The organism is Marinobacter sp. S6332 (assembly GCF_023016045.1).
GTDB lineage: Bacteria > Pseudomonadota > Gammaproteobacteria > Pseudomonadales > Oleiphilaceae > Marinobacter.
On record NZ_JALKAP010000005.1, the window covers coordinates 37,814 to 53,302 of the forward strand.

Below are 15,489 nucleotides of genomic sequence, written 5' to 3' on the forward strand. Positions count from 1 at the left end.
TTAGGAATGGAATCATGTTTGAACAAAAGAAGGACATACTGCTCCCTCCGGAGACGCCGCCACAGCTAATCGTGGTAATTGATACCGAAGAAGAGTTTGATTGGAGTGCAGAGCCAGATGCCAAGGCAAACCAAGTTTCGGCTATGGAGCACATTGATCGCGCCCAGAACATCTTCAATGAGTACGGCATCTGCCCGTGTTACGTAATTGATTATCCGGTGGCTAGCCAGCCCCAAGGCTATGGGCTACTGAGGCAGTTTGCAGAAAAAGGCCAATGCGAAATTGGAGCGCATCTTCATCCCTGGGTGAACCCACCTCAGGAAGAAACCCTTTCGCGCTCAAATATGTATCCTGGCAACCTACCGGAAGGTTTAGAGCGGGAAAAGCTCCGGGTATTGCGCGACACCATTGAGCATAACTTTGGTCAGGCGCCAGTTGCCTATAAAGCAGGGCGCTATGGCTTTGGCCCGAACACCACCGGCATTCTTCAAGAGCTGGGGTTCAATATTGATTTGTCGGTTTGCCCACCTCTAGATTCGCGGGCTGACGGCGGACCAGATTACCGACGATTTGATGCGCACCCATTTTGGTTTGGCGGATCAGACAAACCCATTCTGGAGATTCCTTGTACCGGCGGATTTATCGGCTGGGCGCGCCCCGTTGCAGTGCCATTGTATGAAGTTGCACAACGCCTAAAGCAGTTTAAAGCGCCGGGTATTTTGGCCCGTGCAGGCGCGGTAGACAGGCTGATGCTTTCTCCGGAAGGATTCACGCCAGCGGAGCATATCAAGCTCACCCGAGCGCTCTATAATCAGGGCGTGCGCACCTTCACCTGGAGCTTTCATAGCCCCAGCGTTGTGCCGGGTAACACAAGTTACGTACAGACAGAAGCTCAGCTAAAGGCATTTTTAGACAGCTTCCGTCAGTTTTTCGATTTCTTTTTCAATGAATTAGGCGGGCAAGCGTCATCGCCCACCCGCATTCGCAAGTATATGGAGAGTAAGGCATGAAGGTGCTAGGGATATCCCCGCTAGATAAAGACTCAACGGTTTCCATTGTTGAGGATGGCAACATTCTCTTTGCCGCCGGTGAAGAACGCTTTTCCAGAGTTAAGCAGCAATCAGGCTTCCCGCGCCTAGCTCTGGAAAAAGCCCTCGCATATACCGGCCTCTCCATGAGCGATATTGATTTGGTGTGCTACCCATTTCTTACATGGGAGAACGAACAGAAACTGTTCACAAAAAATCTGGAAGATGAGAAAGCGTTTATCAAAGCTTTCCAGCCCAAAGATTTGGGGCCTCAGATTAAGGAAGCACAGGGCAGGGTACCTGATCGGAATCAGCCGATTCACGGCCTTGAGCATCCCAATGCCATGATGGAAAAAGGGTTTCTGCACAACTCCTACTACAACATGGCAGGGGTGCAGAAGCTGGCATCTAACAACGCGGCTCTGAAATCCTCTCGGCATTGGGGAGAGAGCGCTTCAGAGTCTTTTAAGCAATGGGAAAGTGACCTCACTCAAGGCTTGAGTGATATGGGCTGGACTGGCCCGGTCAAGCGCATGGATCACCACCTATCCCACGCTGCAAACAGCTTTCTGTGTAGCGGTTTTGAAAGGGCACTCTGTGTAACTCTGGACGGCTATGGCTCCGGGCTTGCTGGCTCAGTGAGTGAAGGGCGTGATGGCAAAATCCACCGCCTGCACGGGCTGCCTTATCCGAACTCCCTCGGCACACTCTATGAGCATGTGACCTCTAGCCTAGGATTTAAGCCCAGTCGCCACGAGGGCAAAATCGTAGGTTTGGCCTCTTATGGCGACCCGGAAATCTTGGGAGAAATTCTTCTTTCTCGCATCGAACAAACGCCAGGCGACTTCCGCATTTACGAAGCCAACAACGTATTCTTCTCACGGTATTTGGCCTCAAAGTTCCCGAAAATCGACGTGGCTGCGGCTTACCAGTATGTACTTGAAAAAGTAGCAACAAACTACATCCGCTACTGGGTAGAGAAAACGGGTATCGACACTATCGTACTTTCTGGTGGTGTAACCGCAAACGTAAAGCTGAACCAGCGTATTTTCGAGATCGAAGGCGTTAACAACATCTTTGTCTACCCGAATATGGGCGATGGCGGCTGCGGAACGGGTGCTGCGCTTTATCACAGCTGGCCGGGCGGGGTTAAACCCTCCATTACCAACAGCTACATGGGGCCAGACTATTCCGATGCGGAAATAGAAAAGGCACTGAAAGCTGAAAACCTTCAATATCGCCGCCCAGAAAATCTTGCAGCCGATGTTGCAGGGCTGATTCACAGCGGTGAGGTTGTCGCACGTTTTGACGGACGCATGGAGTATGGCCCCAGAGCGCTTGGTAACCGCTCCATTCTTTATCATGCCCGCGAGCCAGAAGTGAACCAGTGGCTGAACAAGCGCCTCGGCCGTACCGAATTCATGCCGTTTGCCCCGGTTACCCTCTACGAAGCCCGGGAGAAGTGCTATCACAACATCAAAGGCGCAGAGCACGCTGCCGAGTTCATGACCGTTACCTTTGACTGCACCGAGTTCATGAGAGAAAGCTGCCCTGCGGCAGTGCACGTGGATGGCACGGCCAGACCGCAGCTCATAAAGCGCGAAGCCAACCCCGGTTATTACGACATATTAAGTGAGTATGAAAAGCTGAGCGGCATTCCAAGCCTGATCAACACTAGCTTCAACATGCACGAAGAGCCCATTGTTAACTCCCCCGAGGATGCGGTAAGGGCCTTCATTCAGGGCGCTCTGGACTATCTGGCGATAGGCCCGTTCTTGGTAAAGCACCCGAACCCGGGGCAGTGAACTGGTAGCGGATGTAACGCCATGACAGCAGCCATGCTGACCGTAACAACAGAGCCAGCCGCAGCGTGTGCAACTTTGCAGAACGACTGGCTGGATTTGGAAGCCCGTGCACAACCCACGGTGTTTCTCTCCTGGCAATGGCTCGGCCATTGGCTGCGTGTGTACGAGCCAGATGCGCTGGTACTTCGAGTTACGGAAGGTGATCGCCTGGTGGGGCTAGGGCTAGTGGTGGAAACCGATGAACGCCGCCATGGCGTTCTAAAATCCCGCTGCCTGCGCTTACACCAAACCGGCCACAAACTGCTGGATCAAATTTGGATAGAGTACAACGGGTTTCTGGCGGAGCGAGGCAAAGAAGATGCTGTCGCCAAAGCTTGCCTAGAACACCTGTGCCGCAATATGCAGGGCTGGGACGAATTTATTCTGGGCGCCATTGATGCTGAGGAAGCGGATCGTTATGCCAAGATTACCGGCCTATACAAGCACCTGCGTTGGGAAGCACCCTGCTTTGGCGTTGACCTTGATAGCCTGCGCAGAAACGGCGAACACTATCTCGACACACTTTCACGCAACACCCGCTACCAAATTAACCGTGCGCACCGGCTTTACAGCGAGCGCGGCGAAGTAAAACTCGTTCGGCCGGATTCTGCAGACGAGGCGCTAGTAGTATTTGATCGCATCGGCCCAAGGCATCTAGAACGCTGGGGTAATGGGCCCGACCAAAGTGGGTTTGCCAATCCAGATTTCGTTCGCTTTCACCGAGAACTAATACGTGAGCAGTGGGCGGAAGGGGGCGTTGACTTGATTTCAGTAATGGCTGGCGACGAAGAAATCGCCTGTTTTTATAATCTGCTGCACAATCAGGTAGTGTATTTTTATCTGGGCGGTATGGCTGTTGATACGGATAACCGCCTCAAGCCGGGCTTGTTAGGCCACAGCTTGTGTATTGAAGACTATCGCCACCATGGCTTTCACTATTACGACTTCATGGGTGGGGATGAGCGTTATAAATCCAATCTAGGCCACTTTCATCGTAATCTGGTCCAGATCGCTTTACAGCGCCCTCGTTTTAAATTGAAGCTTGAAGATGTAGCCAGACGAGCACGAAAGCGTTGGCTTGGGGAGGCAAGTGCCAGCAATGAACGCTGAATTTCAAACACGGGCCTCCCGACTAAGCAGGTTTCCGGCAGATGAATATAACCGGTTTGTCGCTGGGCACCCTAAAGCAACGCCGTATCACAACAGAGCGTGGTTGCAGGCAACAGAGAGTGCCTATGGTCATACAGGCTGGGTGGTTAGCGTTTATCGAAACGAGACGTTGTGCGGTGTATTGCCTCTGGTAGAGGTGAAATCACCCGTCGGTGCAAGCAGTTTGGCTTCTCTGCCATTCTGTGATCTCGGTGGTGCACTGGCGAACAGTGCGGAAATACGAGAACTGCTGATTACCGAGGCCCTAACGCTGGCGCAAGCACACAGCATCAAAACTCTGGGAATTCGGGAGGGCGGGCCAGCACTGAGTACCGAAAAAGACGCGACAGCCGAGCAGAATAAGCAGAGCATTGAAGCGCTGCCCGGCAACACCAAGGTACGAATGCTCTGCAGCTTACCCGAAAACAGCGAGGCTCTGTTTAAAAGCTACAAGCCGAAGTTGCGCAGCCAGATTCGCAAAGCAGAGAAAAACGGGCTAAGAGCGGAATTGCGCACAGAAGCAGACGCGGTACCCCTATTTTATGAGGTATTCGCCCAGAACATGCACAGGCTTGGATCTCCCGTGCACAGCTTGCGGTGGTTTAAAGACTTGAAAGCCGCTTACGGCGATTACATGCTCATTGGCCTTGTATTCCAGAACGGTAAGCCCGTGGGTGCGGGTATTGTGCTTTTAGGCGGTAAAGAGGCTTGTATTCCTTGGGCATCTACGCTGGAAGAGTTCAACAGGCTTGCGCCCAACATGCTGCTGTACTGGATCTTATTAAGTCACGTGTGTGATCTGGGCTACACACGGTTCGATTTTGGCCGCTCCACATTGAATGAAGGCACCTACCGCTTCAAAAAACAGTGGGGTGCCCAGCCTTATGAGCTGGTTTGGACGGAATATCGCAAGGGCTCACAAACGCCGCCCAGCGCAGATTCCGCTAGAGCGGGACTATCTTTGGTATCCCGGCTAAGGCCCTTTATCGAAAGTATCTGGCGACTTTTGCCATTGCAATTTGCCAATTGGCTTGGCCCAAAACTGAGGCGATACATCACCCTATGACGTTTGTACTGCTGTTCACACTGCTTTGTCTTGCCGTACCCGTGTATGTGTATTTCGGGTACCCGGCCATATTGTGGGTGCTTACCCGGGGCCTGCCAGACATTACCCATCGCCGAGGCGAACAAAAGCCTTCTGTGGCTTTGATTATCTCCTGCTACAACGAAGAAGGTGTAATCCGGGAGAAATTGCAAAACGCTCTGGAGTTGGATTACCCACCAGAACTGCTCCGGATCATCGTGGTTTCCGACGGCTCGGATGATGGCACCGACGAAGCTGTAAAAGAGTTTGAAAACGAGCGCATTGTACTGGTTCGGCAGGAAGGTAGATTGGGTAAAACCATGGGCATCAATCTGGCCATGGAGCAGATTACTGCTGACATCACCGTGTTCAGTGACGCCAACGCCATGTATGCCAGCGATGCGGTTAGTAAACTGGTACGCAATTTCGCCGATCTGGACGTGGGTTATGCCGTAGGGGCCGCCCTCTATACCGATGGCGATCAGGGCGCCAGCGCACGGAATGAAAATCTCTACTGGCGTTACGAGTTAGCGATCAAAGGTATGGAATCTCGCCTGCACTCCGTAGTGGGCGGCGATGGCGCTATTTACGCTATCCGCACCAAACTGTGGGAGCCACTGCAGCAGCAAGACATCAACGATTTCGTAAACCCCTTGCAGATCATCGCGAAAGGCTACCGAGGCGTGTTCGATGCCGATGCAAAGTGCTTTGAAGAGACCGCAGGCGATTTCGATCGGGAAGTGGCCCGCAAAGAGCGCATCGTAAACCGCAGTATTCGTGGGCTGATGCGAGTAGGGCAGGTAATGAACCCGGCGAAATCAGGCGTGTTTGCGTTTGAGGTTATCTCCCACAAGCTGCTGCGCTGGCTTATTCCGTTATTCCTACTTGCGGGTATTGCAGGCAGTGTGATCCTAGCTTTTGCGGGCCTCGGCCTGTTCCAACTGATTACCACAGGCGCGATGCTTATGCTGGTGCTGACGCTAGTTGGGCACCTTTCGAAAAATCGTAACCAGTTACCGGTCTGGGTGGCTACTCCCTATTATTTTGTAATGGTTAACGGCTATGCGGTTCGGGGCATTGTTAAGGCGCTGCAGGGGCGTACACAAATCATCTGGAACAGTGCAAGAAACACAGAAAAAGGGGACGTTCAGAGTGATATGCCAGTGAGTAAGCTACGTGTGCTTCAATTCATTACCCCAGCGGGCTTCTATGGGGCAGAACGTTGGGTTCTAGCGCTGGCCAATAACATCAACCGGGATGACGTTATCTGTGATCTTGCAGTTACACGCGAATCCTCGGATCAGGATCTTTCAGTCGCCGAATACTACCCTCGTACAGAAGGCCAGCAGGTTCACTATCTGGATATGAACGGTCGTTTCGATTTTCGGGTGGTTAGCCAGTTGTGCAACGTTATTCGCGACAACAAGATCGATGTTATCCACACTCACGGCTACAAATCCGACATATTAGGGCTCCTCGCTGCCAAGCGTGCAGGTATTGCCTGCGTGAGCACGCCACATGGCTTCTCCGGCAATGTGGGCTTCAAACTGGCTACATTTATTCGCATTGGCACCCACATGCTGCGTTACTTCGACCGTGTTGTTCCTCTTTCGGAAGAACTGATGGACGACATGAGGCGATTTAAAGTGCCGGAAGGTAAAACGTCGTTTATCCGGAACGGCGTCGACCTCAAGGAAATCGATGCAGCCCTGGCCAGCCTGCCCAAGAATAAAAGCCTCGCTCACGATTCAAAAATTATTGGCTTTATCGGCCAGATGATCCCACGCAAGGGCATACCGGATCTCATAGAAGTTTTTGACCAGCTCTACCAACAAGCGCCAGACCTGCGCCTGCAGTTACTTGGCGATGGTAGCCAAAGGCCGGAGCTGGAACAGCAGGCTGCCACCTTGAACAGCGTTAGCGCGATAGAGTTTTTAGGTTTCCGCAGTGACAGGCTGGAACTACTTTCCAACTTCAGCCTCTTTGTAATGACTTCATCGTTAGAGGGGATTCCCCGGTGCATGATGGAAGCCATGGCCGTGGGCATACCGGTAGTCGCCTATGACATCCCTGGCGTTGACCAGCTTGTGGAGCACGGAAAAACCGGCTTGCTCGCACCCTTTGGTGATAAATCCGCATTGGCGGCCTGTTGCAAGCAGGTTCTGGAAGATCCCGAACTGGCAGCAAACCTGAGCCAAAACGCCCGGGAGATGGTAAATGCCCGTTACTCAGCAGCCCGTATGGCGGAAGAGTATGAAGCGTTGTTCCGGGAGCTCACAGGCAAGGCAAAAACGGAACCTTCTGCACAGCTGGGGGTTGGTTAATGTGTGGGTTAGCAGGCTTCCTTCGCACCGCCTCAACACCTGACAGAGAGGCCCATCAGGGTTGGCTCGAGAACATGGGGCAGGCAATTATCCATCGCGGCCCTGATGCCGGTTCAACCTGGCTGGACGATCAGGTGGGGCTGGTGCACCGCAGGCTGAGTATTCTTGACCTCAGCGATGCAGGTACCCAGCCCATGGTATCTGCTTCCGGGCGCTACGTGATGGCCTACAACGGGGAAATCTACAACTTCCAGGCATTGCGTGATGACCTGATCAAACAGGGCCGCAGCTTTCGCACAGGAACCGACACCGAGGTTCTACTCACGCTTTACGAACTCCATGGCCCGGAGTGCTTGCAACAACTGAATGGCATGTTCGCCCTGGCCATCTGGGATCGCACCGCCCGCAAACTCTTCCTGGCACGGGACCGACTTGGTAAGAAGCCACTGTATTTTTACGAAGCCAATGGGCAATTTGCATTTGCATCGGAGCTAAAGGCTCTAACACCCGCTCCCTTCGTTAAAACCGAGTTGCGGCATGATTCAATCAAAGACTTTTTCGCCTACCAGTATGTGCCAGATCCGAAAACCATCTACAAAAATATCCATAAGCTGGCCCCCGGCTATTGGCTAGAAACAGACGGCACCCACACACATCAGAAACAGTATTGGGACGTTTCCTTTAAATCACCCTCCAGCGCCAGCCTGGGTGAATTGCAAGACGGCTTGTACAACCTGATCGATGATGCGGTTCGCCTGCGCATGGTGAGCGACGTGCCGCTGGGGGCATTCCTTAGTGGCGGGATAGATTCAAGCGCTGTTGTCGGGCTAATGGCGGGCCACACCAATACGCCTGTCACCACCTGCGCCATAGGGTTTGATTCAAAGCGGTTTGATGAAGTGCATTGGGCCAAAAAAGTTGCGGAGCAATTCAAAACCGATCATCACGAATTCACGGTGAAGGACAATGTTGCTGATAGCCTGACCAGCATAGCGCGGTTCTTCGACGAGCCGTTTGCGGATCCTTCGTTTGTTCCTACGTATTTTGTATCACAGCTGGCGCGCCAGAAAGTGACCGTGGCACTGGCCGGAGACGGCGGTGATGAGAACTTTGCAGGCTATAGCAAATACTACACAGACCAGATCGAAAACCGGTTAAGAGGCCTGTTCCCGGCGGGAATACGCCACAATCTGTTTCCAGGGCTTGCCCGCCTGGCAGGAATGGTAAATACCGGCCCGACGAACAAAGCCAAATCGCTGCTTGGTACACTGGCACTCGACCCGGACGAAGCCTTCTTTATAACCAACAGCTTCTTCCGCAGAGATGTATGGAATGATCTTGTAACAGGCGAACTGAAACGGGAAACCAGAGATTACGACCCCGCAGATATTACCCGCGCCCATTACAAGAATGCCGACACAGATGACCACCTTTCCAGCATTCTCTATACCGATTTAAAAACCTACCTTCCCGGTGATATTCTGGTAAAGGTAGACCGCATGAGTATGGCCAACTCACTGGAAACCCGCGCCCCACTGCTGGATTACAGGGTAGTGGAATTCGCGGCACAAATACCCTCAGCGCTGAAGCTGAACGGTAAAGAAAAGAAGTACATCCTGAAGAAAGCTTTTGAGCGCATGCTCCCGGAAGACATTCTGTACCGGAAAAAAATGGGCTTCTCAGTTCCCTTGGCACACTGGCTGCGCCATGAACTGAGGCCTACGGTTGAACAACTGTTATTGTCGCCAAATAGCGGCGTGGCCAACTTTTTTGAACCTGCAGGTATTCGCAAGCTCTGGGAACGACACCTGGCAGGGGATGACCAGTTCACTCAGGAGTTGTGGTCTTTACTGGCTTTTGAACTTTGGTGGGGCCCTTACCGCGTATGAAAGCAACCAGAAATCGCACTAAGACTTATTCAGAAAGCCATAATATTGGGAGGTTGGTGCGCAAAGCATTTGCTGTGTTCGCGTTTTTGCTAGGTTTTATATTGCTGGCGATTAATTTTTATGGGTTAACTCAGACTATTAGAAAACCCGGTCTGGGAGTGAATGACCACGAGCAATTACGTTTCATTCCGGAGCGAGTGTGGTCTTATGAAGAAAGTATTAACGCGATAGATAGCCTGGATCGCTCGCTCGCCACGGAAGCTATCGTCAGTAAAGCGAACTATTTAGTTAATCAAAGCCTAGTTCATATTGAGTGGTTAGACGTCGATGCTCAGGCATATCGTCAGTTGATTCCGATGTGGGAGAACTATTTTTTATGGGCAATTGGTGAATTCTCGGGCTTGCCACAATTTGAGCGCTATCACTATGCTGATTACAAACGTAATATTCGTCGTGGTATTGGAATATGCGGGGATGCATCTACGGTATTATCCAGCATTCTCGATACGTATGATATTGAGAACCGAATAGTTTCCTTCAAAGGTCATGTGATTGTTGAATATGAAAACGAGCAAGGCTACCGCTCTTTGGTAGACCCAGATTTTGGCGTTGAGATGGATGGTAATCTTGAGCACCTTGTGCAGAACCCCGAAGGTTTCAAACAGTACTATCTTGATGCTGGCTATCCTTCAGCTGAGGTGGACTGGCTATTTAAAGCCTACGATTCGACGTTTTCTATTTTCGATGACACCCTCCACTTTATGACTAAGCGTTACATTTTTGAACAAGTGAGTTATGTCATGAAATGGTTACTACCCATTTTATTGGTTTTTTTTCCAGGTGTTTATCTATTTCGAACTAAAAGGGTACGTATCGGAGCAGCTGAGTCTTGAACGGTCAGCCCGGATTATTGCACGATTTTTGCTGTAAAATGGTCAAAGGCGTCGCTACCAGCGAAGCTGCGTCAAACCTGAGCACTATTTACAAATCTGTTTACAGCATTACCGGCCTTGATGGTAAGTCTGTCTCTTACACCCTGCTATGGTGCTTGACTACAGCCTTGGCCTTAGATTTGGTAGTAAGTTCCTATGTCTAAGTTTGCTCTGTTATTTCTTTTGGTTTTTGTGAGCGGCGTATTCGCCGCTATTTGGCAACACGCTGCTTTTGCCTTTGTCTTGTATGAGTTAGTGTTTTTCCTCAACCCGTCGGATCGCTGGTGGGGCAACGAGTTGCCGGGCATCAGTTATTCGTTTGTGGCTTCGGTGTTGATGCTGAGCATTCTCGCCATGCGTTACAAATCCTTATCGAATAAGAGCCCTTGGCTAGAACACCCTGCACTAAAATGGTTGGCGTTGATGCTTGTGTCTTATTATCTGGCCTATCTCTGGGCGAAGATTCCCCAAGCCCACGATAACTTCACGTTTATTTTCGCCAAGCTGACGATCATTATTTTTGTTGCTTACAAGCTTTTGGATAGTGAGAAAGCTCTAGATTACGCGATTTGGGGATACGTTGTTGGCTGCGCGTATATTGGTTATTTGGCGACGATCACGGGGCGTAATTCCGGAGATCGCTTGGAAGGAATAAATCTTCCTCAAAGTGGGGACGCCAATGATGTTGCAGCAGTGCTGGTACCTGCCTGTAGTCTTTTACTTTATTTGGTTTGGGTAAGTAGTCGAAAGGTAAAAGCACTCTGTATTGTTTTTGGTGCTTTCATCGCGAATGCGTTAGTGCTTTTTAACAGTCGGGGTGCATTTCTAGGTATTTTGAGTAGCGCTGGTCTTTTTGCGATGTTCATGATCTTTTCTCGATATCGGCAAAAAGGCCAACGAGCCTTGGCGGTAGTTGTTGTCATTATGGGTCTTGCAGGGGCTTTATACGTTACTGACGATATCTTTTGGGAGCGTATGGGAACCTTGGAAAATCTGGAAAGCCGGGAGAGTGGCTCCGGACGAATGAAGTTCTGGGTTGCGGCCGTGGATATGGCGGTAGAGTACCCACTAGGAATGGGTGTTGGCGGTTTTAATTCTTTGGCATCGCTTTACCTGACGGACGAAGAGCGTTTAGGTACTGAATTCAGGTCAGTTCACTCGCTTTGGTTCCAGGGGCTCACAGAAATAGGGTGGCACGGACTTGCGTTCTTCGTATTCATGCTATGGGGCGCTTACAAGATATCTAGGTTGGCGCGTAAGCGGTTGCTGGAAATCGGAGAACCGACTACTTATTTTAAAGTGCTTGCACTTGAGTGCGCACTCTTTGGATTCTTGGTGACTGGAACTTTTACCAATCAGTTCCGAACCGAGATTCTCTATTGGATGGTCTTGCTGGTTGCAGTTGCAGGCAAGGTCTACTACCTGCAGCCACTTGCTGTAGAGCGGTGCCAGAATAAGGAAAGAGGTCCGAAAAGTGTATGACTCAAAACACAAACGTTAGCAGCAGGGCGAAGAATGTTTGGAACTTATAGAACAATATTAGCTTTAGCTGTAGTTGTACATCACCTACTCATTATTCCGATAATTGGACATTATGCGGTCCAAGGCTTCTTTGTTTTGAGTGGATATTTAATGACTTTGATAATGCACAAAACTTACCATTACTCTCCTAAAGGCCTGATGTTATTTTCATTTAATAGATTTCTTCGGCTCTTTCCAGTGTACTGGGTAATAATTCTAGCTTCTTTGTTTCTTATTTTATTGGTAGGAGAGGCTAATTCTGTTATATATCGAAATTCAATGTATTTCCCCGATAGCTTTAGCTTATGGCTTCAAAATTTTTCGATGGTATATTTGGATTTCTTTCCCGGCGAGGTTTCACCGAGAATTTCGCCACCCACATGGGCACTTACAGTCGAATTGTTTTTTTATCTTTTGATAGCTTTGGGTGTTTCAAAGAGTGCATTCGCAACGTTACTTTGGTTGCTGATAAGTTTCAGTTATGTGATATGTACTTTTGCATTTGGGTTGAGTTATGAATATAGGTATTCTTCAGTTTTAGCTGGTTCTTTGCCGTTCTCTGTGGGCGCGTTAATTTACCATTACTATAGCGCTCTCATTAAATTTATGCCGTTTCATAAATCCAAATTTTTAGGTATTTTTTTGATAGCATCTTTTTTCTTAAATGTAGTATTTGGAATATTACTTGTCCTTTCTGGTAATTTCCCTACGTTGGAATATTTTTCTTTTTATTTGAATGTTTTAATAAATGCTTTAATTGTACTGTTTTTGATAAAAGGCGCTATTCCAGTAGTCAGCTTCGAGATCGATAAAAAAATTGGTGATTACAGTTATCCTATTTATTTGATGCATTGGCAGGTAGGTTTACTTTCTTCAATGATTATTTGGGGTGCTCCAGTACGTGGGGCAAGCTTCGAAGGCTTTTTGTCATTTTTCTTGTCTGTAATTATTTGTTTCATTTTTTCTTATTTTTTAATAAAGATGGTCGATCAGAGAATAGAGACAGTTAGGGCAAGCATAAGAAATAGATCTGAGTAGCAGGTCTTTGTTATTGTTTCATATTATTAATTTTATCGAAATATATCTTATATAAAGAGATTAATTTTATATATGACTGTAAATCTCTATAACGGTCAGGCGCAAAAAAAGATCCTTCACGTCACTTTCAACATGGGATTTGGTGGTACCGAACAGGTGATACGCCAATTGGTTAACCACCTACCGGTGAGTCAGTTCAATAGTGAAATACTATGCATTGATGGAGATGTGGGTGAGATCGGCCAGAGACTTAAGGCAGAACAAGGCATTAGCATTCACAAGCTCAAGCGGCAGCCGGGTTTGGACTGGCGATTGGTGCTGGATATTCGCCGTTTGGTTAAACAAGGTCGCTTTGCCATCGTTCATTGCCACCAGTACACCCCTTGGTTCTATGGCTGGCTGGGTAGCCTAGGCACTGGTGCTGGGCTGATTTTTACTGAACACGGGCGCTTCCATCCGGACAGGTACCGCCATAAGGCCTGGTTGGTTAATAAGCTGATGGCCAAATCGACCCATGCTTTGGTCGCAATCTCCAAAGCTACAAGACAAGCGTTGGTGGAATATGAGTTCTTACCTTCGAGCAAAATTCAGGTGATTTACAACGGTATCCAGCCGCCCAAGCCTGATTTGGAGCGAGTAGCCACCATCCGAAATAGTTTGGGCCTTGCAGGGGGCGAACTCGTTTTTGGGACCGTTTCCCGGCTTGACCCGGTTAAAAATCAGAGAATGATGCTTAAAGCCTTTTCACTTTTTTGTTTGCATTATGGAAGCTGCAGATTGTTGATGGTGGGTGACGGGCCAGACCGAGCCATGCTGGAGAATTATGCCCGGGAGCTCGGTGTCGACGACAAGGTTGTTTTCACAGGGTTTCAGTCTAATGCTGTCGACTACCTCGAAGCCACGGATATCTTCTTGTTGTCATCGCACACAGAAGGGACTTCGATGACCTTGTTGGAAGCCATGAGTCTCGGCAAGCCCTGTATCGTAACTCGGGTAGGTGGCAACCCCGAGCTTGTGCAGGATGAGACGAATGGGCTTTTGGTTCCAACCAATGATTCGGAAAGTATGTCGAACGCGATGGTGCGTATGGCTGAAAGTACTCTGCTTAGGAGGGATCTCGGCGAACAGGCAAGTGCCACGTTTTATCGGCAGTTTTCCGCAGAGAAGATGGCAGCAGACTATACCAGCTGCTACCAGCATGTCGTGAGTCTTTAATTTTATGGCATCAATACGCGGAGCGGTCATTTTTTCTTTCTCGGCGCGTTTTGCAATGCGCTTTCTGGGCTTGGGCACCACGATGGTAGTTGCGAGGCTGCTAACGCCTGAGGAAATTGGTACCTATGCCATCGCAAGCGCAATTGTCATGGTTATGGCGGAATTCCGAATGCTGGGCGCATCCGCTTATCTGATTCGGGAGCCGGATATCGGGGCCGAAAAAATTCGCTCAACTCTGGGGCTGACTATCCTGATCTCCTGGGCCTTGGGGTTGGGTATTTTGCTTGGTGGATTTCCCGTTGCGGATTTTTACCAACTCCCGCCTATTTCGGGGATTTTCGCAATTCTCTCGATCAGTTTTTTTATTGCTCCCTATATCAGCATACCCATGACGTTGCTCGCTCGGGAAATGTCATTCAAAGCGCAATTTCGGGTCTTGCTAATCTCAAGTGTTATGGGTGCTTTCGTTACTGTGTCATTGGTACTTGCGGGATGGGGGTTCTGGTCTTTGGCTATAGGGCAACTGGCGTCCCCTTTGACGCAATTTTTGATCTTTTGTTGGCGAAGCCCTGCATTGATGCAGTTTAAACCTTCATTTGATGGAATGAGGCCAATTATAGGTTTTGGGCTCTTGAGCTCTATTTCCTTGCTTGTCAGAAAAGCGACAGTCACCGTACCCGATCTTATTATCGGGAAAGTAGGTACGACAGGGGATGTTGCCATGTTCTCCAGAGGCTTGGGGTTTCTGGAATTTGTATCACAGACCTTAGTAACCGGAGCTCAGCCCGTTGCTTTTCCATTCCTTACAAAAACACGTCGGGAGGGTGGGGACCTCGCGAAGGCTTACATCCAATCCAGCGTAATGCTCGGTTCAGTAATTGTGCCGGTTCTCGGGGTAGCAAGCCTGGCCAGCCAGCCAGCCATCCAACTCTTTTTTGGTGATCAATGGGATGCAGCCGCTCCAATCGCGTCAATACTGGCGATCTGGGCGATACTTCGTTATAGCCATTGGTTCGCCAGAGACGCGCTCATGGCGGTTGGTCGCGAAGGCCTTATGGTAATTCGGGAGATTATTCCCTTTGCCATATTGGTGCCCTTGATCATAGCGTCCTATCCGGGAGGCCTGCAGGCTATCGCCAAGTCTTTTGTTGTTGTGGGGATTGTCGATTTCATTCTCACCTGCATTCTTCTCAATTATGCAATCGGACTGCAGGTGCATCGGTTTTTTCTGGCTTACTGGAGTAACTTGCTAACACTTGGTACTTGTACCGGCGCAACTTGGCTTATCGATAAACAAATTCCTTTGGACAGTATTCCCGCCTGGCAAGCAATTGGTCTGTTGGCGCTTATTATTCCCTTGATATGGATCGGTTCGCTTGCTATGTGTAAGCATCCGCTATATCGAGAAATCGCCAAGATGATTGTAGACCGGCTCAAAGGCTGATGTGGTTTCACATTGTAGTTT

Annotated in this window: 11 protein-coding genes; all 11 read left to right on the plus strand. The window is 49.6% G+C overall.

The genetic code is table 11. The features are described 5' to 3' along the window. Window positions 1-14: 14 nt before the first annotated feature. The gene (locus MWU62_RS08760) at window positions 15-1,010 is read left to right on the plus strand and encodes a polysaccharide deacetylase family protein (RefSeq protein WP_247114498.1); all 996 of its coding nucleotides are present in this window, start codon (window positions 15-17) and stop codon (window positions 1,008-1,010) included. After that, entirely contained in the window at window positions 1,007-2,833 is a 1,827-nt protein-coding gene (locus MWU62_RS08765; protein ID WP_247114499.1) for a carbamoyltransferase C-terminal domain-containing protein, read from the plus strand. The genes MWU62_RS08760 and MWU62_RS08765 overlap by 4 nt, the downstream gene beginning before the upstream one ends. 21 nt (window positions 2,834-2,854) lie before the next feature. Beyond that, complete coding sequence (locus MWU62_RS08770; protein WP_247114500.1) at window positions 2,855-3,982, plus strand: GNAT family N-acetyltransferase; 1,128 nt, start codon at window positions 2,855-2,857, stop codon at window positions 3,980-3,982. Further along, window positions 3,972-5,087, plus strand: coding sequence for a GNAT family N-acetyltransferase (locus MWU62_RS08775; RefSeq protein WP_247114501.1), 1,116 nt, complete (start codon window positions 3,972-3,974; stop codon window positions 5,085-5,087). The genes MWU62_RS08770 and MWU62_RS08775 overlap by 11 nt, the downstream gene beginning before the upstream one ends. Continuing rightward, entirely contained in the window at window positions 5,084-7,429 is a 2,346-nt protein-coding gene (locus MWU62_RS08780; RefSeq protein ID WP_247114502.1) for a glycosyltransferase, read from the plus strand. Before MWU62_RS08775 ends, MWU62_RS08780 begins: the two co-directional genes overlap by 4 nt. Continuing rightward, window positions 7,429-9,318, plus strand: a complete 1,890-nt coding sequence (gene asnB, locus MWU62_RS08785; protein WP_247114503.1) for an asparagine synthase (glutamine-hydrolyzing) — start codon at window positions 7,429-7,431, stop codon at window positions 9,316-9,318. Before MWU62_RS08780 ends, asnB begins: the two co-directional genes overlap by 1 nt. After that, the gene (locus MWU62_RS08790) at window positions 9,315-10,211 is read left to right on the plus strand and encodes a hypothetical protein (protein WP_247114504.1); all 897 of its coding nucleotides are present in this window, start codon (window positions 9,315-9,317) and stop codon (window positions 10,209-10,211) included. The genes asnB and MWU62_RS08790 overlap by 4 nt, the downstream gene beginning before the upstream one ends. A gap of 195 nt (window positions 10,212-10,406) precedes the next feature. Next, a complete protein-coding gene (locus MWU62_RS08795; protein ID WP_247114505.1) occupies window positions 10,407-11,732 on the plus strand; it encodes an O-antigen ligase family protein in 1,326 nt (441 codons plus the stop codon). Window positions 11,733-11,765: 33 nt separating this feature from the next. Then, window positions 11,766-12,809, plus strand: a complete 1,044-nt coding sequence (locus MWU62_RS08800) for an acyltransferase (protein ID WP_247114506.1) — start codon at window positions 11,766-11,768, stop codon at window positions 12,807-12,809. 72 nt (window positions 12,810-12,881) lie between these two features. Further along, window positions 12,882-14,024 (plus strand): glycosyltransferase, encoded by a 1,143-nt coding sequence (locus tag MWU62_RS08805; RefSeq protein ID WP_247114507.1) that lies wholly within the window; start codon window positions 12,882-12,884, stop codon window positions 14,022-14,024. Window positions 14,025-14,028: 4 nt separating this feature from the next. Next, window positions 14,029-15,468 carry an oligosaccharide flippase family protein gene (locus MWU62_RS08810; protein ID WP_247114508.1) on the plus strand — a complete coding sequence of 480 codons (1,440 nt, stop codon included), beginning with the start codon at window positions 14,029-14,031 and terminating at the stop codon, window positions 15,466-15,468. Window positions 15,469-15,489 lie beyond the last annotated feature (21 nt).

Bases quoted from the DNA above. Each gene is read 5' to 3' on its own strand.
- MWU62_RS08795 (WP_247114505.1), top strand. From the start codon at position 10,407: ATGTCTAAGTTTGCTCTGTTATTTCTTTTGGTTTTTGTGAGCGGCGTA.
- MWU62_RS08800 (WP_247114506.1), top strand. From the start codon at position 11,766: ATGTTTGGAACTTATAGAACAATATTAGCTTTAGCTGTAGTTGTACAT.
- MWU62_RS08790 (WP_247114504.1), top strand. From the start codon at position 9,315: ATGAAAGCAACCAGAAATCGCACTAAGACTTATTCAGAAAGCCATAAT.
- MWU62_RS08775 (WP_247114501.1), top strand. From the start codon at position 3,972: ATGAACGCTGAATTTCAAACACGGGCCTCCCGACTAAGCAGGTTTCCG.
- MWU62_RS08765 (WP_247114499.1), top strand. From the start codon at position 1,007: ATGAAGGTGCTAGGGATATCCCCGCTAGATAAAGACTCAACGGTTTCC.
- MWU62_RS08760 (WP_247114498.1), top strand. From the start codon at position 15: ATGTTTGAACAAAAGAAGGACATACTGCTCCCTCCGGAGACGCCGCCA.
- MWU62_RS08805 (WP_247114507.1), top strand. From the start codon at position 12,882: ATGACTGTAAATCTCTATAACGGTCAGGCGCAAAAAAAGATCCTTCAC.
- asnB (WP_247114503.1), top strand. From the start codon at position 7,429: ATGTGTGGGTTAGCAGGCTTCCTTCGCACCGCCTCAACACCTGACAGA.
- MWU62_RS08770 (WP_247114500.1), top strand. From the start codon at position 2,855: ATGACAGCAGCCATGCTGACCGTAACAACAGAGCCAGCCGCAGCGTGT.
- MWU62_RS08780 (WP_247114502.1), top strand. From the start codon at position 5,084: ATGACGTTTGTACTGCTGTTCACACTGCTTTGTCTTGCCGTACCCGTG.
- MWU62_RS08810 (WP_247114508.1), top strand. From the start codon at position 14,029: ATGGCATCAATACGCGGAGCGGTCATTTTTTCTTTCTCGGCGCGTTTT.